The sequence below is a fragment of the Vibrio sp. 10N.261.51.C6 genome, assembly GCF_041471785.1.
Taxonomy (GTDB): domain Bacteria; phylum Pseudomonadota; class Gammaproteobacteria; order Enterobacterales; family Vibrionaceae; genus Vibrio; species Vibrio crassostreae_C.
In genome coordinates this window covers 109,402-130,902 of the sequence record NZ_JBFRPB010000008.1, presented here as the reverse complement: position 1 = coordinate 130,902, position 21,501 = coordinate 109,402, and the positions used below count along the sequence as shown (strand labels likewise).

Sequence of the window (21,501 nt, the reverse complement as noted above, 5' to 3'; positions counted from 1 at the left end):
CAACAAATATTAATAACTATAAACGCAAGGAACTCGCGATGAACTTTAAAACAGCTGCAGGCTTATGCACTTTCACAATAGCTTCTCTAACAACATCAACGATGGCTTTCGCTCACCCAGGACATGGGGCGCATTCAGTTCATGAGTCTCACTCGTTTATGTCTGGCTTAACTCACCCTGTGACTGGCATGGATCATCTGATCATGCTGATCGCTTTCGGTTTATTAATTGGCGCACTGTCATTTTCCACCAAGACAAAAGCAGCTCTGATTGGCGGTGGATTGGTGTCTTTAGTGGTAGGGCTTATCGCAGGCCAAGCCCTAGGTTTCTCTGTGATTGTTGAGCCTGCCATTATCGCTTCTCTGTTTGTCGTCAGCTTATGTTTATGGCATGTATTCTCACCATCAACCAAGCGTGTAAACAGCGTATTAGTTGCTTCGATTGCTATGTTGTTTTTCCATGGTTACGCACACGGCGTTGAAGCCGCGAGCAACCTGACTCAGTTCGCAACAGGCATGAGTATCAGTGCTTTGGCTCTGATGGTTATCGGTACTTTTGTTGGTCGCGCGGTTTACTCTAAATGGTTGTCAGTCGGCGTGGCTTCAGCAAGCGCACTATTGCTGTTAGGCGCGTAGGCTCTCGAACTTATTTGATTCTGGAAGACTGAGGGCACGATTATGACCACAACAGAAAATGTAGCCGTCTATCGTCTGTTTCAATTGATCAGTCCATCGTTGCCGATTGGTGGGTTCACTTATTCGCAAGGCTTAGAGTTAGCGGTTGAAGCGGGGTGGGTGACCGATCGCAACAGCATGGAACAGTGGCTTAATACCATCGTCAGTTCCAGTGTCGCAACTTTGGAATTACCTATCTTAGAGCGTCTTTATCACGCGCTAGAAAAGGGTGAAATCGATGAGATTGAGCATTGGTGTAACTACTTATACTCAAGCCGTGAAACCAGTGAATTGCGAGCGGAAGAAAAGCAGCGTGGGCATGCATTGAACACCTTGTTGAAGCGCTTGGATATCGATATTTCGCTGGTGGATTCTGTTGATAGTCATCCAAACCAATTGTTGGGCATGTGTATGGCGGCTCAGCATTGGGGTATTGATTTAGAGAGCCTCAAGCAGGGTTATTTATGGAGTTGGCTTGAAAACATCGTTACCGCAGGGGTCAAGTTAGTGCCTTTAGGTCAAACCGATGGTCAGTTGGCATTGATTAATATCACCAACACCTTTCCTGAGGTGATCGAAAAGGCCCGCACGATAGAAGATTGGATGATAGGCAGCTTTTCGCCTTCGATGGCATTAGCGAGTTCATTGCACGAAACACAATACACACGACTATTTCGTTCGTAGCGGTTAGCGCGAACGATGTAGCAAAAAGAATATAAGGAAGTAGACAATGGAAAGTTATAAGCAACCACTTCGAATTGGTATTGGCGGCCCGGTAGGGTCTGGTAAAACAGCGCTATTAGAAGTGCTTTGTAAAGCGATTCGCGACAAGCTCAATATCGCAGTGGTAACTAACGACATCTACACTCAAGAAGATGCCAAGATACTTACGCGAGCAGAGGCTCTAGAACCAGATCGTATTATTGGTGTTGAAACGGGTGGCTGTCCGCACACGGCGATCCGTGAAGATGCGTCGATGAACTTAGCTGCGGTAGAAGAGCTTGCCAAGCTGCATAAGAACCTCGATGTGGTATTCGTCGAAAGTGGCGGTGATAACTTGAGTGCGACGTTCAGCCCTGAATTAGCCGATCTTACCATCTACGTGATTGATGTAGCGGAAGGGGAGAAGATCCCACGTAAAGGCGGACCGGGTATTACACGATCCGATCTGTTAGTCATCAACAAGATCGATTTAGCACCGTATGTTGGCGCGTCACTTGAAGTGATGGAGCAAGACACTCAACGCATGCGACCAACTAAGCCATACGTGTTCACCAACCTCAAAGAGAGCCAAGGTTTAGATTTCATCATCAACTTTATTGTGACGGAAGGGATGCTGACCATGAAGGAGCCTTCTACGACGGAGTCGTGAGTAAGGTTTGAATCAGGTTGTTTTCTTTTACAGCCAGTAGATATACAAAAGCCCTGTCGATTATCGATAGGGCTTTCTGGTTTTAAATGATTTTCAACGTTCTAGTCGAACCTAAAGCTCGCTCTTAGTCACTCTTGTGGTCACTTGCGACTCAATCACACCGTCTTCAACTTGAGTGGTGATCACTTCACCGACTTCGACATCGTTAATCGATGATACCGTCTTGCTCGATTCTGAATGAGTAATGCTGTAGCCACGCTTTAGGGTTGCCAGTGGACTAACGGTCTCTAACTTCTCTGCAGCCATAGCGAGCTGGTGGCGAGTGGTTAGTAATGTCTTGTCCATTGCATCCAATAGCTTTTGCTCTGAACGTTGCAGATGCAGTTTCTGTTCGCCAAGGCGTTTCACTGGCGAGTTCAATTGAAGCTGGTGCTGTTTACGTTCAACACGCTGTGCATGCTGTTTTAAGTATTGAGTCATACCACGACGCAAACGCATATCTAGGTCATCAAGCTGCTGACTCTGCTTTTGAAGTTGGTAGCTAGGGTGTTGCTTCTCTAAGCGGTATTTCAACGTTTGAGTTGATTGCGCCTGTTTGATTAACACATGACGAATCGCACTGACTAAGCGAGCTCGTTTAGAGGCAAAAGCTTGCTCTTTATGACTGTTGTCACGGCTAACCAATTCAGCCGCAGCTGATGGCGTTGGGGCACGCATATCGGCAACGAAATCAGCGATAGTGACATCCACTTCGTGGCCAACGGCGCTGATAATCGGGATTTGGCTTGCTGCGATTGTGCGAGCTACGATCTCGTTATTGAAGCACCATAAGTCTTCTAATGAACCGCCGCCACGGCCGACGATTAACACATCACATTCATTGCGTTCGTTAGCGCGTCCAATCGCTTGGGCAATCTGAATCGCCGCCTCTTCGCCTTGAACCATGGTCGGGTAAACCACAACCGGTAGCGAAGGATCGCGCCTTTTTAGTACATCAAGAATATCAAACAGCGCTGCACCGGTTTTAGATGTGATAACGCCAACACGTTTTGGGTGTTCAGGAAGAGCTTGCTTACTTGATTGAGCAAACAGTCCTTCTGCGGCAAGGTTCATCTTCAGCTTTTCAAATTCTTGCTGAAGTTTACCGTCACCCTCTGGCTGCATGCTTTCGATGATCAGTTGGTAGTCACCGCGTGGCTCGTAAAGAGATAGGCGAGCTTTGACTAGAACTTGATTACCATTCTGGGGCTTAAAGGTGACACGGCGGTTATTGCCACGAAACATGGCGCACTTAACTTGAGCGCGAGAGTCTTTAAGCGTGAGGTACCAGTGACCAGATACAGGTGCAGAGAAGTTTGAGATTTCACCAACGAGCCAGACTATTCCCATTTCGTTTTCTAATAGGAGACGAACCTCTGAGTTGAGGCGAGAAACAGTAAAGATGTTTGGATTAGTCATAGAAGCACTATCTTTCCTTGAAGGAAGGTCTTTCTTGGAATCTCACAGGGCGTGAGTATGGAAGATAGCGGCAATATAATACATAGCAAGGGGGTAAATGCAAATTAAAAGTACAAAAATGTGTAGCCAAGCGATTTCGCCGTGCGTATAATCCGTCTGCAATATCAAATCCAAATCACTTTATTATGCGAAACGATAAAGTTGGGTTTACTCCTTTTAACACCTTTGTTGTGAGATATTGCAAATGCTACGAATCGCAAAAGAAGCTTTAACTTTTGATGACGTTTTACTCGTCCCAGCACACTCAACCGTTCTTCCGAACACAGCTGATCTTCGCACTCAGTTAACGAAAAACATTTCTTTAAACATCCCAATGATCTCTGCATCGATGGATACTGTTACGGAAGCACGCCTAGCAATTGCCCTTGCGCAAGAAGGTGGTATTGGCTTTATTCATAAGAATATGTCAATCGAGCAGCAAGCTGAAATGGTTCGCCAGGTTAAAATTTACGAAGCTGGTGTGGTTTCTCACCCAGTAACTGTAAGCCCTGACGCGACAATCGCTGATGTTGTAGCCCTTACTCAAAAACACGGCTTCGCCGGTTTCCCTGTTGTTACTGAAACAAACGAATTGGTTGGTATCATTACTGGCCGTGACGTTCGCTTTGTTACTGACCTTTCTAAGAAAGTTGATGTAGTAATGACGCCTAAAGCTCGCCTTGCTTCTGTTAAAGAAGGTGCAACTCGTGAAGAAGTTCAAGAGAAAATGCACGAAGCGCGTGTTGAAAAAGTTCTTGTTGTAAATGATGACTTCCAACTGACTGGAATGATCACTGCAAAAGATTTCCACAAAGCAGAACGTAAACCAAACGCATGTAAAGATGAGCGCGGCAGCCTACGTGTAGGTGCAGCTGTTGGTGCTGGTGCTGGTAACGAAGAGCGTGTTGCTGCTCTAGTTGAAGCTGGCGTAGACGTTCTACTTATCGACTCTTCACACGGTCACTCTGAAGGCGTACTTAACCGTATCCGCGAAACTCGCGCTGCATACCCTGATCTACAAATCATCGGTGGTAACGTAGCAACTGGTGCTGGCGCACGTGCTCTTATCGAAGCGGGTGTTAGTGCAGTTAAAGTTGGTATCGGCCCAGGTTCAATCTGTACGACTCGTATCGTTACTGGTGTTGGTGTTCCTCAAGTAACAGCAATCGCAGACGCAGCGGAAGTTGCAAACGAATACGGTATTCCAGTAATCGCAGATGGCGGTATCCGCTTCTCTGGCGATATCTGTAAAGCTATCGTTGCTGGCGCATCTTGTGTGATGGTTGGTTCAATGTTCGCGGGTACTGAAGAAGCACCGGGTGAAGTTATTCTTTACAACGGTCGTTCTTACAAGTCTTACCGTGGTATGGGTTCTCTTGGCGCTATGTCTCAAGGCTCTTCTGACCGTTACTTCCAATCTGACAACGCTGCAGACAAGCTTGTTCCAGAAGGTATTGAAGGTCGTATCGCATACAAAGGTCGTCTAAAAGAGATCGTTCACCAACAGATGGGCGGTCTACGCTCAAGCATGGGCCTAACGGGTTCTGCAACTGTTGAAGACATGCGTACTAAAGCTGAGTTTGTTCGTATCTCTGGTGCGGGCATGAAAGAATCTCACGTACACGATGTTCAAATCACGAAAGAAGCACCTAACTACCGTTTAGGTTAATAATACGTCCAAACGTTTGAATAATGTGCTGATTTAGTCGGCACATTAATATACCAATCGTAGTAAATAACTGGTCATCCTAGCTTGTTAAAAACCTCGATAACTTCGTTAGAATTTTTGATTGTAGAATAACTACTTATCAGAACTCTTTGTCGAATAGAGCAGCCTCGTTCTCAGGCTTTTTTCCTACGCTATTCCTGAACACTTACTTACTGTGATTGGTATTATATCTACCGCCTGTTTTGTTAAAAGTCCGATTGTCTCAAAACACGTGGTTAAAGATATCTAACGAAAACGTTTGCTTTATTTCTTGAAGAGTTAATCAGAGGTGAGTAAACTCACCTCCGTTTTATCACATAGCCAATAAGACTGCTTACAATGACTAAAAATATTCATGACCAACGTATTCTAATTCTAGACTTCGGTTCTCAATACACACAGCTAGTAGCTCGTCGTATTCGTGAGATCGGTGTTTACTGTGAACTTTGGAGCTGGGACGTAGAAGAAGCGGATATTCGTGAATTCAATCCAGACGGCATCATCCTATCTGGTGGTCCTGAAAGTGTAACGGAGGAGAACTCTCCACGTGCACCTCAGTACGTATTTGATTCAGGTGTTCCTGTATTCGGTATCTGCTACGGCATGCAAACTATGGCTGAGCAACTTGGCGGTAAAGTAGCAACGTCTACTGAGCGCGAGTTCGGCTACGCAGCGGTACAAGTGACTGGCGAATCTGCACTTTTCGCTGACCTTGAGTCTACTCAAGATGTTTGGATGAGCCACGGCGACAAAGTAGTTGAGATTCCAGCTGATTTCACAAAGATCGCTGAAACAGACACTTGCCCATACGCTGCAATGGCAAACGAAGAGAAGAAGTACTTCGGTGTTCAATTCCACCCAGAAGTAACACACACTAAAAACGGCCTGAAAATGCTTGAGAACTTCGTTCTTAACGTATGTGGTTGTGAAGGTCTGTGGACTTCAGCTTCAATCATTGAAGATGCAGTTGCACGTATTAAAGAACAAGTAGGTGACGACGAAGTTATCCTTGGTCTTTCTGGTGGTGTTGATTCATCTGTAGTTGCGATGCTTGCTCACCGCGCTATCGGCGACAAACTAACATGTGTATTTGTTGATAACGGCCTTCTTCGTCTAAACGAAGCTGAGCAAGTTATGGATATGTTTGGTGACCAGTTCGGCCTAAACATCATCAAAGTCGATGCAGAAGATCGTTTCCTTAAAGCTCTGGAAGGCGAAGCTGAACCAGAAGCTAAGCGTAAAATCATCGGTCACGTATTCGTAGATATCTTCGATGAAGAGTCTAAGAAACTATCTAATGCTAAATGGCTTGCTCAGGGTACTATCTACCCAGACGTAATCGAGTCTGCAGCATCTAAGACAGGTAAAGCACACGTAATCAAATCTCACCACAACGTTGGTGGCCTTCCTGATGATATGGAAATGGGTCTTGTTGAACCTCTACGTGAGCTGTTTAAAGATGAAGTACGTAAGATCGGCCTTGAGCTTGGTCTTCCATACAACATGCTTTACCGCCACCCATTCCCGGGTCCTGGTCTAGGTGTTCGTGTTCTTGGCGAAATCAAGAAAGAGTACTGTGATCTACTGCGTCGCGCAGATGCTATTTTCATTGAAGAGCTTCACGCTGCTGACCTTTACCACAAAGTATCTCAAGCATTCACGGTATTCCTACCAGTACGTTCAGTTGGCGTAATGGGCGATGGCCGTAAGTACGATTGGGTTGTATCTCTACGTGCCGTAGAAACTATCGACTTCATGACTGCTCACTGGGCACACCTACCATACGACTTCCTAGGTAAGGTTTCTAACCGTATTATCAACGAAGTTAACGGCATTTCACGTGTTGTTTACGATATTTCTGGTAAGCCACCAGCAACTATCGAGTGGGAATAATCTCTTAGAGATTTAACCAGCTTTGATTAAGATCTTAAGCCTCGAACTCAGTTCGGGGCTTTTTTCTTTTCGATTGATTATATTGATTCATTACATTAAAGGCTTATGAGCAATACCTCGAAATCAAATGAACAATAACTAGAAACCAAATGAGTTGGAAACTAGATATCAGCTCAAGAAACCATGAGACGCTTTGTTGTGCTGAGCCATGTATCAAAAAGATCACTCGCACTTTTTATAAATTCACACCGCTACAGCTAGGCCATTCCACATGTGAAGCATACTCTTTGATGGACTTATTAAGGACAGATAAGAGAATCCATCATGTTAAAAATCAAATATTTGGCGACAGTACTGGGCTGCACATTAGCAGCGCAAAGTCATGCGTCTTTGAACATTCAACCTGATCCGCAAAACCCGAATGGTTACCTTGTTGAAAAGTCGGCTCTACAAGCTGCTGAACAAGCGAAAACATCCGATCCTATGTATGCGATCTGGTCACAGGCCCTTCAAACTCGCCCGAATACAATCGTTGAAGCGATTGAACCCGGTTCCCCCTCCAACCCTGAAAACGTAAAGCGTGTAGAGCGCGTGTTCCCTCAATCGGAATGGAACTTCCTCACTCAGATGGCAGCGCCAGAATACACCTACACTCGCTTCTTACGTGCAATTGGCAAATTCCCAGCCTTCTGTGGAGAGTACACCGATGGCCGTGACTCCGATGCCATCTGTAAGAAATCCATCATCACGGCCTTTGCTCACTTTTCACAAGAGACGGGTGGGCACATCGCGATAGGCAACACCTCTGATAATCCATTAGCTCTAGAAGAGTGGCAGCAAGCGCTGGTGCATGTTCGCGAAATGGGTTGGTCTGAAGGCCAAGAAGGTTACACCACAGGTTGTGGTCAGAATGATTGGCAGAATGCCCGTTGGCCATGTGCTGCGGGGCAGGGTTACTTCGGACGTGGTGCTAAACAGCTTTCTTACCATTTTAATTACGGCGCGTTCTCTGAAGTGATGTTCGATGGCGATGCGACGGTGCTTCTCAACAATCCGGGCTTAGTGGCGGATTCTTGGTTGAACTTAGCGTCTGCTATCTGGTTCTTTTTAACACCACAAGCGCCTAAACCGGCAATGCTGCATGTAATTGACCGAACATGGACACCATCTCAACGTGAATTGGATGCGGGTATTGGCTATGGCTTTGGTACCACAATCAACGTGATCAATGGTGGTATTGAATGTGGCGAGCAGAACAAAGACAAAGGCCAACCCGTTAACCGTATTCGTTACTGGGAAGGGTTAGCCGCGCACTATCAAATTCCTGTAGAAGCCGATGAAGCCAATACATGTTGGCAGCAAACGCCTTACGGAAGCTTGAATCTCAACGGAGCAACGGATGTGTTGTACACCAACTGGGATGGTAACTGGAAATACTACGCAGACCGCCCAGAAGGTTACTCGTTTGAGTGTGAGCTTGTTGGTTTCCAAACGGCTTATTCCGCACTGGTGGCTGGTGATTACGAGAAGTGTGTGACCAACTTTTATGGTTCTCATGCGAGTTGGCCTGAAGTGAAAGTTGTCGATAAGCTGGATCCGGTAGATCCTGGTACTGATCCGGGTGGTAATGGTTGGAGTGCGACCAAGGTTTACAACGCGGGTGACCAAGTGACGCATAACGGCGCAACCTATGAAGCGAAATGGTGGACACAAGGGGATGACCCTGCCAATGGTGGCCCTTGGAAACTAGTAGCGGGCGAGCCAACACCACCGGTAGTGACAGATCCATCGCCTGTTGATCCTGCTCCGGTAGACCCAACACCAGTTGAACCGCCAGTTACCGAGTCACCTGTCGTTGTTGACCCATCTGTGTTTATCACGTGGCAAGCCGGTGTTAGCCAAGTGAGTAATGGCGATAAAGTGACGCATAACGGTAAGTGCTTCGTGGCTAAAAACGGCCCAGGTGTTTGGGAAAGCCCAGTTCAATCGAATTGGTTCTGGGATGAAATCAGCTGTAATTGATAGTCTGAATACTGAAGAGGTGGCCTAAGTTACGAGCTCAGTAGTACGACCATAGCGATATAAATAATCAAAAGCCGAAAGTTTCTACTTTCGGCTTTTTTCCGTTTCGAACTTGGCTACTTAAGCAGGGTGATTGGTCTATTTGGCTATGTTGAAGCGCATTTAAAGACTAATTATCCAGTTAGAAGATAAAGTTCTGTACAAATGATGCTTGTGAATTTATATTCAAATTTAATTTATATTTATTCTCTTATTTTAGGGTTAAGGTGTACCTATGGAACAGACAGATATCACGTCACTCATCCCCATTGTGATTACTTTGGTGTTGTCATTGGCGACAAGGAATGTGGTGATAGGCCTTTTTGCTGGTGTGCTGAGTGGTGTTGCAATGCTGACTGGCATGTTTAGCGAACTTAACCCGCTTGATACGTTTGGTACCATGGTGAAAGGTTACCTAGTCCCTCAACTTACCGACAGCTATAACGCTGGTGTGATCATGCTGTTGGTATTCATCGGTGGCTTTGTCGCATTGATGGAAAAGTCCGGTGGTGGCGTCGCGTTTGCAAAGCGAGTGACTCAGTGGGTAAGCAATAAATGCCAAGCTCAATTGTCAGCATGGTTGGGTGGAATCGTTATATTTTTCTCAGACTTAGGCACCCCTTTAATTGTTGGCCCTGTTTTTCGTCCCCTTTTCGATAAACTGAAACTTTCTAGACAGAAGCTAGCATTCATCATTGATTCAACCTCGTCGCCCGTTGCTATTCTTATCCCTTTCATTGGATGGGGTGTTTACATCATGAGCCTTATTCAGAAAGAGTTCACGGCGTTGAATGTCAACATGTCCGATTGGGATGCCTTCATCGGTGCGATTCCTTTTCAGTTCTACGCATTTCTTGCGATTTTCATCGTTCCGCTTGTGTCCGTTAAAGGTTTAGACTTTGGGCCAATGGCAAAAGCCGAGCGTGATTGCCAGGCGGGAATTAACTCTGGCGTGAATAACGAATCACTAAATCCGTTCTCGCATAAAAATGCAAAGGCATCTTTTGTCTGGGCACCATTGTTAGTGATGCTGGTGGTGTTGTGTGCCATGTTGGTTCCACAAGGCTTCCCGTTCCAAAAGGTCGCAGGTTCATCATTTAGAGCGGCGTTATCATCGGCTTATTTCTTTGCGGCGATTACATTAATTTCGTTAATGGCTTACTACGGTGTAAGAAAGTTGTCTGATGGTGTTTCTGTGTACTTAAAAGGCATGGGAAACATGATGCCAGTCGCGATCATCTTGGTATTGGCTTGGGCATTAAGCACCGTTGGTAAAGAGTTGGGTGCAGCGGCTTATATTGCTGAGCAAGCACAGAGCGGTTTCCCTTACTGGTTAGTACCTGCGGTCGCGTTCTTGCTGTCTGCCATTATCTCATTCGCAACGGGCTCATCGTGGGGAACCTTCGCGATAATGATGCCTTTAGTTATTCCAACCGCGATTGCGATAGATGCTCCGCTTCTCGTCGCGATTGGTGCCGTGTTATCGGGTGGCTTGTTTGGTGATCACTGCTCACCGATCTCTGAAACCACGATTCTTTCTTCAACCGGGGCTGGGTGTGATCAGTTTGAACACTTTAAGACGCAGCTACCTTACGCATTGATGAACGGCTCTATTGCTCTGATTAGTTTTGTAGTCGCAGGCTTTACGGGAAGTGCATTGGTTGTGTTAGGCGCTCTTGTTGCTCAGCTTATTCTTGTAACTCTGTTAGCCAAGCGCGACGCGAGTAAAAACGCTTCTTCAGAAGTTCAATCTCAAGTGCCTGAATCTAAACCACAACAAGCGTAATTTAAGATTACAAATGAGAGACTAGATACGGGATGCGAGTAAACAAGTAACGAAAAGCTCGCCCTATTATTACTCGTGTTTGCAATTTAGTTTCTCGCTTGCTCAATCTGAACGCGCTCTTCGCATCCCGTATCTCGTTACCCGCATCTAAGCAAACCTCCGTCATTCCCTACAGTGAGGAACGAACGTGGTAGGGAGTCTCTGGCGTTTATCGTCGGTGCTTATGTCTAAAAGGAGATTCCAGATATCTCGTCCCTCGATTCTGGAATGACGATCAAATGAGTCGATACGTGACAGGGAATTTGTTTACTTATAGGTTCTATGAATTAATTAGCGTTGTTATGAAACTAATCTTCCATAAGATCATTTACACAATCTTAGTTTTCGATAACTGGATTACCTAGTTGTACAGTTTATAGATTAAAATTTTCTGATAATTTTTATCGCTTTTTTTTAATCAACCACTTTAATAAGGTAAATTCGCAATGTCGACCAAACTAGCTAACCCAGCGCCACTAGGCTTAATGGGTTTCGGTATGACCACTATTCTTCTTAATATCCACAACGCAGGTTTCTTTCCAATCGATTCAATGATTCTTGCTATGGGTATTTTTTACGGTGGTTTGAGCCAAGTTATCGTGGGCACAATGTGTTTCAAACGTGGTGACACGTTCGGTACAACTGCGTTTACTTCTTACGGCCTATTCTGGTTGTCTTTGGTTGGTTTAATCGTGATGCCTTACATGGGCCTACCTGCAAGCCCTGCAGCATTCATGGGTTGGTACCTACTACTATGGGGCATCTTCACAGGCTTCATGTTCATCGGCTCTCTATGCTACCCAGTGGCGAAGCAAGTAGTATTCGGTTCACTAACTATCTTGTTCTTCCTACTTGCAGCTCGTGATTTCACTGGCAGTCAACTAATCGGCACTATCGCTGGTTTTGAAGGTATCTTCTGTGGCGCTTCAGCTATCTACTTTGCAATGGCACAAGTAATCAACAACGAATACGGCCGCACAGTACTGCCTATCGGTGAGAAGAAAGCGCCTCAAATGGCAACACAAGAAATCGCTGCTTAATACTCTAACTCGGGAACAGTTAGTTTGTTATAAGCCATTTATTGGTTATGAATAAAACAAAAGGGGTTAGCCGAAATAGCTAACCCCTTTTTTATGCGTTATTAATAGCACTATTTGTTAAAGCGATCTATTTGCTAAGGAAAGCTTAAGCTGAAGGTTGCTCTACAGGTTTAGTGTCTGCAGCTTCTGCTTCTGGAGACTTGCCTGTTTTACGCTTGTACTTCTCTTCCCAGTAAGTAGCACCTTTAATGCCTAGTTTTACAGGGTTGAACGTGTACTCAGTTACGCCTTGTTTCTGCTGTTCTTCGTAGTCAGCTAGAGCTTTAAGCGCAGGCTTAGACATGAAGAAGATGATCAGAATACCAACGATGTTTAACCATGCCATCAAGCCAACACCAACATCACCCATTGCCCATGCAAGGTTCGCTGTTTTAACTGTGCCATAGAAAACTGCAGTGATAAGAACAAGCTTAAGTACGAACATCATGCCAGGGATCTTGATGGTACGACGTAGGTAAGCAATATTCGTTTCTGCGATGTAGTAGTAAGCAAGAATCGTTGTAAATGCGAAGAAGAACAGAGCAAATGCGATGAATGGCTTACCAATGCCTGGTAGTGCACTTTCAATAGCAAGCTGTGTAAATACAGGACCATTCGCACCGATGTTTGCTGCTAGGTTCTGAACAAGGAACACACCCTCAGCGCCGCCGTGAACGTTGTAAGCACCAGTGATGATGATCATGAACGCTGTAGCAGAACATACTAGAAGAGTATCGATGTAGATAGAGAATGCTTGTACCAAACCTTGCTGAGCTGGGTGATCAACACTTGCAGCCGCTGCCGCGTGAGGACCAGTACCTTGACCCGCTTCGTTTGAGTAAACACCACGTTTAACACCCCAACCAATTGCAGCACCGAAGCCTGCCATAGGTGTGAATGCATCACCAACAATCATTGCGAAAACCGTTGGCACTTGGCTGATGTTTAGCAGAATGATAACGAACGCGATGATGATGTAAGCCAATGCCATGAAAGGAACAACGATTTGTGTGAAGTTCGCAATACGTTTAACACCACCAAAGATGATGAAAGCAAGGATGATTGCAACAACAGTACCGGTGAAAATTTTAGCGAAACTGAATGTACCGACAGCTGTTTCAATCATGTCACCTGAACCAAATGCAGCTTCTACAGCATTACCAATACTGTTTGACTGAACACCTGGAAGCAAAATACCACATGCAAAAATAGTCGCGATTGCGAAGATCCATGCGTACCACTTCTGACCCATTGCTTTTTCAATGTAGTAAGCCGGACCACCACGGAACTGGCCTTCGTCTTCTTCTTTGTAGATTTGCGCTAGCGTAGATTCTGCATAAGCAGTCGCGGCGCCAAAGAAGGCTACAACCCACATCCAGAATACTGCACCTGGGCCACCGAAACCGATAGCGGCAGCAACACCAGCAATGTTACCTGTACCTACACGGCCAGATAGCGAAACGGCTAGAGCTTGGAAAGACGAGATGCCTTTTGATGAGCTTTTACCCGATAGTAGCAAGCGCCACATTTCAAAGAAGTGACGGATTTGAACAAATCGAGTCATGATGGAGTAGAACAAACCTGCACCTAAACATAGGTAGATAAGTACTGGGCTCCAGATTATTCCATTCAAAAAATCAACGAATGACTGCATGAGTATTTTCCCTGTTAGTTTTGCTTATGATTGTTTTTCGAACAACACAATACTTCACTTGTAACCTTAGTGTTAAATTATTTAACTGCCTATTAGGATTACTGTGACATAAAGCATGTTACAGGGAGTGTTTGTTAACGCTTAGTGCTAATTTGATAATCGTTTCATTAAAATTGATATGCAATTGGTTGTTTTTAGTGTCGGTTTGTAAAGTGAATAAATAGTGATTAATACAAATTTTCGAAACTCACAATATGTGTCAGAAGGGAAAGTAGAAGAAAAATGAGAGGAAACGTTGTTCAGTACTAATGACTGTTAACACATTACGACGGTAAAGACGCAAGAATATATCACCGATATAGTGAAATTAGGCAGGTTTAAGGGGAGGTATTATTTAAAATATCAGTAGTGATTTTTAGAACTTTCCGTAAGGATTACCGCAATCAGAAATCGTGAATCAATCGCCTGTTTTAAACGACTTTAAATCCTTTTCCAACCAAAGCTTGAGCGAACTCAGACTGAGTGTTTGAATCTCCGTGAATCAAATGTACCTCTTTGGGTGGCACGGTTATTTCTTCTATAAATCGATTGAGATCATCTTTATCAGCATGAGCAGAGTAGCCAGACATACTATGGATCTGAGCCTTCACCTCAACGTGTTGGTTATCGATGGAAACCTGTTTTTCTCCTTGTTGTAGCTCTCGCCCGAGCGTTCCGTGAGCTTGATAGCCTGCTAAAATTACATCGGTGCGTTTATCGGGAAGTAAAGCTGATAAGTAGTTCATTATCCTACCACCCTGACACATCCCAGAAGCTGCGACCACAATCGCGGGTTCACCTGTCGACTTGAGGCGATTCACGATTTTCTTGTGCATTCTATGTCCATCGACGGTAATGCACTGCTCAAAAGCGAGTGGGTGGCGTTTCAGTTCAAGACGCTGCTTTGCTTCTTGTCCCCACAACTCTTTAAAACGTCGGTATGAACGCGTCACTTTTTGAGCCATCGGAGAATCGAGAATAATAGGAATATCGCTACTGAGTTGATGCTCAAAGATCAGGTGTTCGATATCAAAAAGCAATTCCTGCGTTCTGCCGATACTAAATGCCGGAATTAGAATAACGCCACCGTCGAGCAGTGAACGATCAATGATTGCTTTGAGACGCTCAGCTCGCGTAGCAATATCATCATGTGTACTGGTGCCATAAGTGGATTCGATAAACAGATAGTCGGCTTGTCGTGGTGGCTTTGGATCGGGCAGTAGTGGTGTGTTACTTGGGCCTAAATCGCCAGAGAAGACTACCACCTCTTGGTTGGGTAACTTAATCTCGATATAGGCAGAACCTAAGATGTGCCCCGCAGGTTGAAAGCGAGCATACAGAGTATTTGGCCTATCATGATCCTTTCCGTTGTTTTGCTGTTTAGACGTGATTGGAAACCATTCCCCGTAAGGCTTGGGAGCAATTAACGAATGAATCTTTTTGAGTATCAGCTTCGACTGTTTATTGCTGAGTCCTTGCAGCTTTAAGCCATCCTCAATCATTAAAGGGGCAAGTTCAGCGGTGGCTTGCGTGCAATAAATCGGTTGGTTAAACCCACTGGCGAGTAACCAAGGTAATCGGCCAATATGATCAATGTGAGTATGGGTCAGCAGCAGAGCGTTGAGGTGGGATGTTTCAAATTCAATATCAAGAGGGCGAGTGTCCGCACCTTGAAGCTTTTTACCTTGAAGATCTAAACCTTGAAAAAGGCCACAATCGATGAGCACCGCTTGGCCTGAATCTCTTAATTCGTGACAAGATCCTGTGACAGTATGTTTGCCACCATGGTGAATCACTTCCATCGTTTACTCCCATTGCTCTATAAGGCAGATAACGCCTGTTTTTATTTTGCGGATAAGCGCCAGCAAGTAAAACAAGAACAATGAGAGTTGCGATCGTTGAGTGTCTTTTTAAGTAACTGAGCGATGACTCAGTGGTTTCGTTGCGAGTTAGTTCGTAGAAGAACGATCTGAATCCAACTCTGTTTTTTGCTGCGCCTCTAAACGAGCCACTTCGGCATCAAGCTCTGCTATTTTCTCTGCCATGAGTGCGTGACAGCGATTGGCCAACTCTCTCGCATCGCTAAGCTTGTATCCGGATACATCGATAGGTTCCAACATCTCGGTGATCACAATGCCATTATTGGCACGATTAAAGTCGATCTTATTGTGCGTGGTGCTAGTACACATCGGGGTGATAGGCACACCAGCTTCAATTGCCATTCGGAAAGCGCCTGTTTTGAATGGCAGTAGTCCACGCCCTTTACTACGGGTTCCTTCCGGGTAAACCCAAACAGACAGATCTCTCTGATGAATCGCTTCCGCCACTTGCTTGATGGTATCGCGTGCTTTGGATTTGTCTTCGCGGTTAATCATGATGTTACCGGTGATCCAATACAGCAGGCCAAAGAAAGGCACGTACAACAAATCGCGTTTGCCCAATGAAACAGTGCGTGGTCTTAGCATTCCTGGATCGGTCACAAAATCCAATATGCTTTGGTGGTTAGAGATGTAGACGCTGTTTTCTGGTGTCGGGGCATTGTCTAGGCCGCGTTGCACCAGTTTTACACCGATGATCTTTTGGAGTTGGTTGAACCAACGACAGAAAACGTACACATGCTTGGGGTTCTTGGGGCTAAACAAGCAGTAAACAAAAGCACATAGAGTGGTGAAAATAATAAACACCGTAGCCAAAATAATACGAAGAACAGCAAGCACAATTCACTCCTTACTCACCGCAAGATGGCAGTGATTAAATAGTTTTAGATGCTTGAAGTCTTCACTCTATTTAACTGAATTGCAACAATTAACTGTGATAGGGGGCTATTTTTAGATCTTTATATAAAACAAGGACTAACAATGGATGTTTGACACAGTTATCGAGCTTACACGTGTTCACCAGTAATGGCTCATGATCACCAATACTGTTTATTTGGATCCGATTTTTCTACCCATTCCGGATCTTGACGCGATTCTAAGTAGAGTTGTAGGCCGTTATAAGACATGAAAGCTGCAGGGCCGCCGAGGTGCTCGAAATAGTCAAAATACTCATCTTCGAGAGCACAAAGGTGGGCTAAATCTTTAACCTTGTTAGCCAGCGCCCACTGAATGGCAAATACAGGCGCTATTGAGCCTGAAATATTCACCTCTTCGACGTTTGGGTTAAACATTGAATTAGCTTGCTCAAGCAGTATCTCTTCTTGTTCAGACTCTTGTTGTAGTACCTCTTCGACGATCTCCGAGCGCTTGGTATTAGAGACATTCTTGTTCAGCTTGGTGATTCGCAGTGCGTAGCTAAACCTTTCTGATGAAACGATGTCGACAAGCTGCGACAACAGCTCTTTGTCTACGCCTGCTGCCTTGGTGAAATAGTCGATACATGAATTGATTGAGGCATAACGAGTACCGTCAAACTCAAAGCCACTGGTTTCGTCGTATACCTCAAGTGGGATGTCATCAACCGACAAAGGCCAGCCTTTATAATCGACGCGTTGCTTGGCGATTTGATACATCTTCCAAGCGCTGCGCCCAAACCCACCGAGCGTCGAACCCGAGAAATCAGAATCAATAAGCTCTTGCTCCGTCCAGTTCTCACCGATGCCAAGGTGCTTAGCGTACTTGTCTATCAGAGTGTGTTTTATCTGATCGCGCACAGACCAAATTGAGGTCAGATTCTTTGAATAGTTAATTCTCGCACACTCATTACAAGCCGGCAGTGCTATCGGTGAATGGCCTATCTTGGCAACAGCCTGCGCTGTCTTAGGAAATTCAACAAGGTTACTGGAAGGCTCACCACAAAACCAACAGGTGTGGCGCAGATTGAATGGGGTATCTATGTGCGAGTATGTGTTCATTAGTTTTCTATCGGTTTGGTGCTTGAGGCGAGTTAATCATCTTCAAACAATTATCTCTGTTCGCACGTCAGCTTGCACCTTGTTTGTTTTTGTTTTGCTGACGAGACTGATTCGCCTGATGCACTCATTAGGTGGATATTGATATAAAACAGTCACTAACGATAAATATTGCTCGGTGTGGCTGAACTTGCATGAGCTGCTAGCAATCGCCTAAGCTCCCCATTACTATTGAGATAGACTCCTTACTCCAATAGCGCATATGTCCTCATCGATTCCTTTTTACGATAAAAATGCTCACACACTTTGCCAGCAGTACAACTCAGTTACGTTCGAGACGGTACATAAAAGCTGGCAAGCTTACTGGCCTTTAGAGGGCGATAAAGTACTAGATGTTGGTGCTGGATGCGGTCGTGATGCGCTATGGATGCACAATGCCGGAGCTGATGTTATTGCGATAGAACCAAGTGCTTCATTACGCGAACAAGGCTCGAAATATACAGGCCCAAGTGTTACCTGGATTGATGATTCACTTCCCTCGCTTAGCCGGACTGAAAACCTCGGAATGCGTTTTGACTTGATATTGGTCAGTGCGGTTTGGATGCATCTCGCTCCGTCTCATCGAGAGCGCGCATTTAGAAAGTTGTCTAACTTGCTAGCTCCAAATGGCAAGTTGGTGATCACTCTGCGTCATGGGGAGTTTCAAGACAGTCGACAAGGCTATGAAGTCTCGGTTGAAGAGCTCGAGCGTTTATCAAAAAACAGCGCCTTGTTGGTTCGTCATGTTGATGATAGCCAAGATACATTGAACCGCAGTGAGGTGTGGTGGCAAACCGTGGTGATGACACTACCAGACGATGGCTCCGGTGACTTGAACAAGGTGCGCCACATTATTGTGAATGACAACAAGTCGGCCACATACAAGTTGGCTTTGTTGAGAACTCTACTGAGAATTGCTGATGCGCATTCAGGCGCTGTGATTGATCGAACTGATGGGAAAATTTCTCTACCAGTGGGCTTGGTTGCTCTGTATTGGGTTAGGCAGTTTAAGCGACTGATTGATATCGACATAGAAGGCGCTGGGATTCAGCAAAATAGCAACACAACGAAGGGACTTGGGTTTGTAAAAGAGGATGGTTGGAATAAACTCAAACACTTAAGTGCTGATGATCTAGCGATAGGCGCTATGTTTCTCGGCGATGAAGCCAAGGCTCTACAAAAGCTATTTTCACAAACGATCAGTACCATTAAATCAGGACCTGTGACTTTCATTTATCAAGGCTCGAAAGACAACCGACTATTCGATATATACCCACCTCACAAACGACGGAAGAGCCGAGAATCACTGGTCATTGATAGTGAGTTCTTAGAAAGTTTTGGTTATTTTACTCTCGATGAAAGCCTGTGGGAGTGCTTTAGAATCTACCACTCTTGGATTGAACCACTGGTGGTGAATCAATGGGTCATGGAGATGCAGCGTTTCGAGTTGAACCGACAGCGAAGCATTTCACTACAGACTTATCACGACTGCTTGGTATGGATCGATCAAAACCATGATACTCGCGATGTGCGTAAACGTGTCGAGCAACTTAGATCTGATCGTGCCGACATTGTCAGCGTGTGGAGTGGAAAATCATTAAAAAATGAGTATCACGTTGATCACTGTTTGCCTTTCGCTTACTGGCCAAACAACGATAAGTGGAACCTCTTTCCTACTACAAGCAAAGAGAACTTAAGTAAAAGTGATAAAGTTCCTACGGCTGAAAAGCTGCGCTCGTCTAAGTCGAGGATTCTAGAGTGGTGGCAACTCGCTTGGAACGATTCGGCTCATTTTGAACAACAATTCTTTTCAGAAGCCGCGCTTTCGTTACCTAACATCCCTGCGCAGTGTCGAGACTTTGAAGAGGTGTTCGATGCAATGGGCTTGCAGGTACGTGGTGTAAAAAGCAGACTGCTGATTAGTGAGTGGCACTGATCATTAAGTGGGCTAGTTATCCCAAATAACCCTCAACAAACTAATCATCGAGAACATAATGAAATACATCGGAATTGATGGCTGCAAGTCGGGTTGGATCGCTTGGATTGTCTCTGACAATGAGATACCTGCGTTTAAAGTGGTAAACACCCTCGATGAGCTAGCGAGTGATCTTATCGGTTCAACGGCGCTTATCGATATGCCTATTGGTTTTAGTGATGCACAAACTCCAGATCGCTTGTGTGACAAAGCAGCAAGGCGTTTTCTAACCAGTAAACGTGGTTCTTCGGTGTTTCCGGTTCCGTGTCGTGAGGCGGTTTACCAAACCGATTACATTGCGGCGTGCAGTGCCAATGTGGAGCAGCTTGATAAGAAGTTTTCTAAACAGACTTGGGGAATTGTGCCCAAGATTCGCGAGCTTGATGAGCTCATTGAAACTCATCCCAATCTTTCTATCAGGGAATCACATCCTGAAGTGGTGTTTGCAGCATTGAAAGACGAACCGCTGACGTTTTCAAAACGAACGCAAGAAGGCAAAGAGGAACGGCTTTCTATTATTCAGCAGCTATCCCCTCAATGGTGTGACCGCTTGTCGTTGGCCATTTCAAATACCAAACGTAAAGACGCCGCGATAGACGATATTTACGATGCGTTCGTACTTATGTTAGTTGCCTATTACGCTCCGCAATTATCGACCTTACCTGAACTTTCTGATGTTGGTGGAGAAGCTGACAAGGATCAGAACGGACGAGTTAGAGAGATTGTTTACTGGAACAAAACACGCTAACAAAGCGTGCGCTCAACTTGGCTTAATATGCTATTTTCCAACTTCTGCTACTTTTCACTCTTACTATTTTGAGTTTTTGATATGAAACGTTTTATTGTCGGCTGTCTGGCCACTGTGCTCAGTGCAGTGAGTTATGCCCAAGTCGCTCCTATATCTCAATGGCAATGCGACATGATGAAAAAGAACAATGTCTTGAGTAGTGGTGCGCCCGTTGGTTGTGAGCGACTATCCAAAGTGGATTTCGATTTCATTAGTTTCAAAGGGGAAACGCAACAGGGCAATATGATCGTGCTTGATGTTATTGCGCCTGCTGTTGAACAAATCTTTTCAGAGCTCAAACAGCGCAATTTTCCTCTTCATTCCGCTCGCTTAATGCGTGAATTCAGAGGTGATGATAGCGCCTCAATGGATGCGAACAACAGCAGCGCCTTTAACGCTCGTCCTATTACAGGCGGAGGAGGTTGGTCGAAACATGCCTATGGTGTGGCAATCGACATCAACCCAGTTCAAAACCCTTTCTTAGAGTTTGATAGCAACGGAAGAATCACGGTAAAGCCTTCACAATCTGCGACTCGTTATGTGAACCGTACTCGTTTTCGTGCTCGTGATGAAATTGAACGCCGCGGCATGGCTGAAGATGTGGTGGAGCTGTTTGCCCATCACGGATTTATGATCTGGGGAGGGGATTGGAATAGCCCAATCGATACTCAGCATTTTGAGGTTGGATCAAGAAAGTTCGTTAACCAACTGCTCTCTAAACCACAACCTGAAGCCGAGGTGTTATTTGAGCGCTACGTCAAATCTTATCGACAGTGCTATCTCAAAAATAAAGGTGAGGACGCAGAAAAAGCTCGCGCTATCTGTGCAAAGAAAACAGTCGGGACTTTTTAGTGCTATGTTTATCTAGAACCGTTTGTGTTTTAGCAAGTTAAACTCGCTTCAGGTGTGTTTTGAATAGCTAAGGTCAGCGCTCGTCGTTGGCCTTTTTTGTATTCATTTCTTCAATAGAACACCGAGCATTGAAAAGGTTATTGGGTATCCATTAGTCAATAATCGATAAGCGAATGCAGCGCAAAGTCATCGGTTT

The 21,501-nt window shown here is 45.1% G+C and carries 16 protein-coding genes; 11 read left to right on the top strand and 5 right to left on the bottom strand.

All coding sequences use genetic code 11. From position 1 onward, the window contains the following. Positions 1–38: 38 nt before the first annotated feature. The 3 genes from AB4375_RS02070 to ureG are packed head-to-tail and all read left to right on the top strand — an operon-like array spanning position 39 to position 2,046. The gene (locus AB4375_RS02070) at positions 39–635 is read left to right on the top strand and encodes a HupE/UreJ family protein (protein WP_017079882.1); all 597 of its coding nucleotides are present in this window, start codon (positions 39–41) and stop codon (positions 633–635) included. A gap of 42 nt (positions 636–677) precedes the next feature. Beyond that, entirely contained in the window at positions 678–1,358 is a 681-nt protein-coding gene (locus tag AB4375_RS02065) for an urease accessory protein UreF (protein ID WP_065584651.1), read from the top strand. A gap of 46 nt (positions 1,359–1,404) precedes the next feature. Then, positions 1,405–2,046 (top strand): urease accessory protein UreG, encoded by a 642-nt coding sequence (gene ureG, locus AB4375_RS02060; RefSeq protein ID WP_004735125.1) that lies wholly within the window; start codon positions 1,405–1,407, stop codon positions 2,044–2,046. Positions 2,047–2,157: 111 nt separating this feature from the next. On the opposite strand, the gene xseA is transcribed toward ureG, so the two are convergent. After that, on the bottom strand, positions 2,158–3,504 hold the full coding sequence (gene xseA, locus AB4375_RS02055) for an exodeoxyribonuclease VII large subunit (protein ID WP_065584650.1): 1,347 nt from the start codon (positions 3,502–3,504) through the stop codon (positions 2,158–2,160). A gap of 244 nt (positions 3,505–3,748) precedes the next feature. On the opposite strand from xseA, the gene guaB reads away from it, so the two are divergent. The 5 genes from guaB (at position 3,749) to AB4375_RS02030 (ending at position 12,070) form a co-directional block, all read left to right on the top strand. Further along, positions 3,749–5,212 carry an IMP dehydrogenase gene (gene guaB / locus AB4375_RS02050; protein ID WP_017062496.1) on the top strand — a complete coding sequence of 488 codons (1,464 nt, stop codon included), beginning with the start codon at positions 3,749–3,751 and terminating at the stop codon, positions 5,210–5,212. A 378-nt stretch (positions 5,213–5,590) separates the two neighbouring features. Then, positions 5,591–7,144 (top strand): glutamine-hydrolyzing GMP synthase, encoded by a 1,554-nt coding sequence (guaA, locus tag AB4375_RS02045; protein ID WP_017059729.1) that lies wholly within the window; start codon positions 5,591–5,593, stop codon positions 7,142–7,144. 324 nt (positions 7,145–7,468) lie between these two features. Next, positions 7,469–9,166 (top strand): glycoside hydrolase family 19 protein, encoded by a 1,698-nt coding sequence (locus AB4375_RS02040; protein WP_372050936.1) that lies wholly within the window; start codon positions 7,469–7,471, stop codon positions 9,164–9,166. A gap of 274 nt (positions 9,167–9,440) precedes the next feature. Further along, positions 9,441–10,991, top strand: coding sequence for a Na+/H+ antiporter NhaC family protein (locus AB4375_RS02035; RefSeq protein WP_050653324.1), 1,551 nt, complete (start codon positions 9,441–9,443; stop codon positions 10,989–10,991). 485 nt (positions 10,992–11,476) lie between these two features. Then, positions 11,477–12,070: an acetate uptake transporter gene (locus AB4375_RS02030; protein ID WP_017062818.1), complete on the top strand. Its 594-nt coding sequence runs from the start codon at positions 11,477–11,479 to the stop codon at positions 12,068–12,070. A 145-nt stretch (positions 12,071–12,215) separates the two neighbouring features. Here AB4375_RS02030 and AB4375_RS02025 read toward each other — a convergent pair whose 3' ends face one another. The 4 genes from AB4375_RS02025 to AB4375_RS02010 all read right to left on the bottom strand — a co-directional run bounded on the left by AB4375_RS02025 (position 12,216) and on the right by AB4375_RS02010 (position 17,655). Next, entirely contained in the window at positions 12,216–13,763 is a 1,548-nt protein-coding gene (locus AB4375_RS02025; protein WP_017069529.1) for a sodium:alanine symporter family protein, read from the bottom strand. Positions 13,764–14,233: 470 nt separating this feature from the next. Continuing rightward, positions 14,234–15,604: an MBL fold metallo-hydrolase gene (locus AB4375_RS02020; RefSeq protein WP_372050935.1), complete on the bottom strand. Its 1,371-nt coding sequence runs from the start codon at positions 15,602–15,604 to the stop codon at positions 14,234–14,236. Between the two features lie 147 nt (positions 15,605–15,751). Beyond that, the gene (locus AB4375_RS02015) at positions 15,752–16,519 is read right to left on the bottom strand and encodes a 1-acylglycerol-3-phosphate O-acyltransferase (RefSeq protein WP_065584647.1); all 768 of its coding nucleotides are present in this window, start codon (positions 16,517–16,519) and stop codon (positions 15,752–15,754) included. A 197-nt stretch (positions 16,520–16,716) separates the two neighbouring features. Beyond that, positions 16,717–17,655, bottom strand: a complete 939-nt coding sequence (locus AB4375_RS02010) for a hypothetical protein (RefSeq protein WP_017059736.1) — start codon at positions 17,653–17,655, stop codon at positions 16,717–16,719. A gap of 259 nt (positions 17,656–17,914) precedes the next feature. Here AB4375_RS02010 and AB4375_RS02005 point away from each other — a divergent pair, with 259 nt between their 5' ends. The 3 genes from AB4375_RS02005 (at position 17,915) to AB4375_RS01995 (ending at position 21,305) form a co-directional block, all read left to right on the top strand. Beyond that, on the top strand, positions 17,915–19,627 hold the full coding sequence (locus AB4375_RS02005; RefSeq protein WP_372050934.1) for a class I SAM-dependent methyltransferase: 1,713 nt from the start codon (positions 17,915–17,917) through the stop codon (positions 19,625–19,627). Between the two features lie 58 nt (positions 19,628–19,685). Continuing rightward, a complete protein-coding gene (locus AB4375_RS02000; protein WP_017062812.1) occupies positions 19,686–20,414 on the top strand; it encodes a DUF429 domain-containing protein in 729 nt (242 codons plus the stop codon). An 81-nt stretch (positions 20,415–20,495) separates the two neighbouring features. Beyond that, a complete protein-coding gene (locus AB4375_RS01995) occupies positions 20,496–21,305 on the top strand; it encodes a M15 family metallopeptidase (protein ID WP_029235636.1) in 810 nt (269 codons plus the stop codon). Positions 21,306–21,501 lie beyond the last annotated feature (196 nt).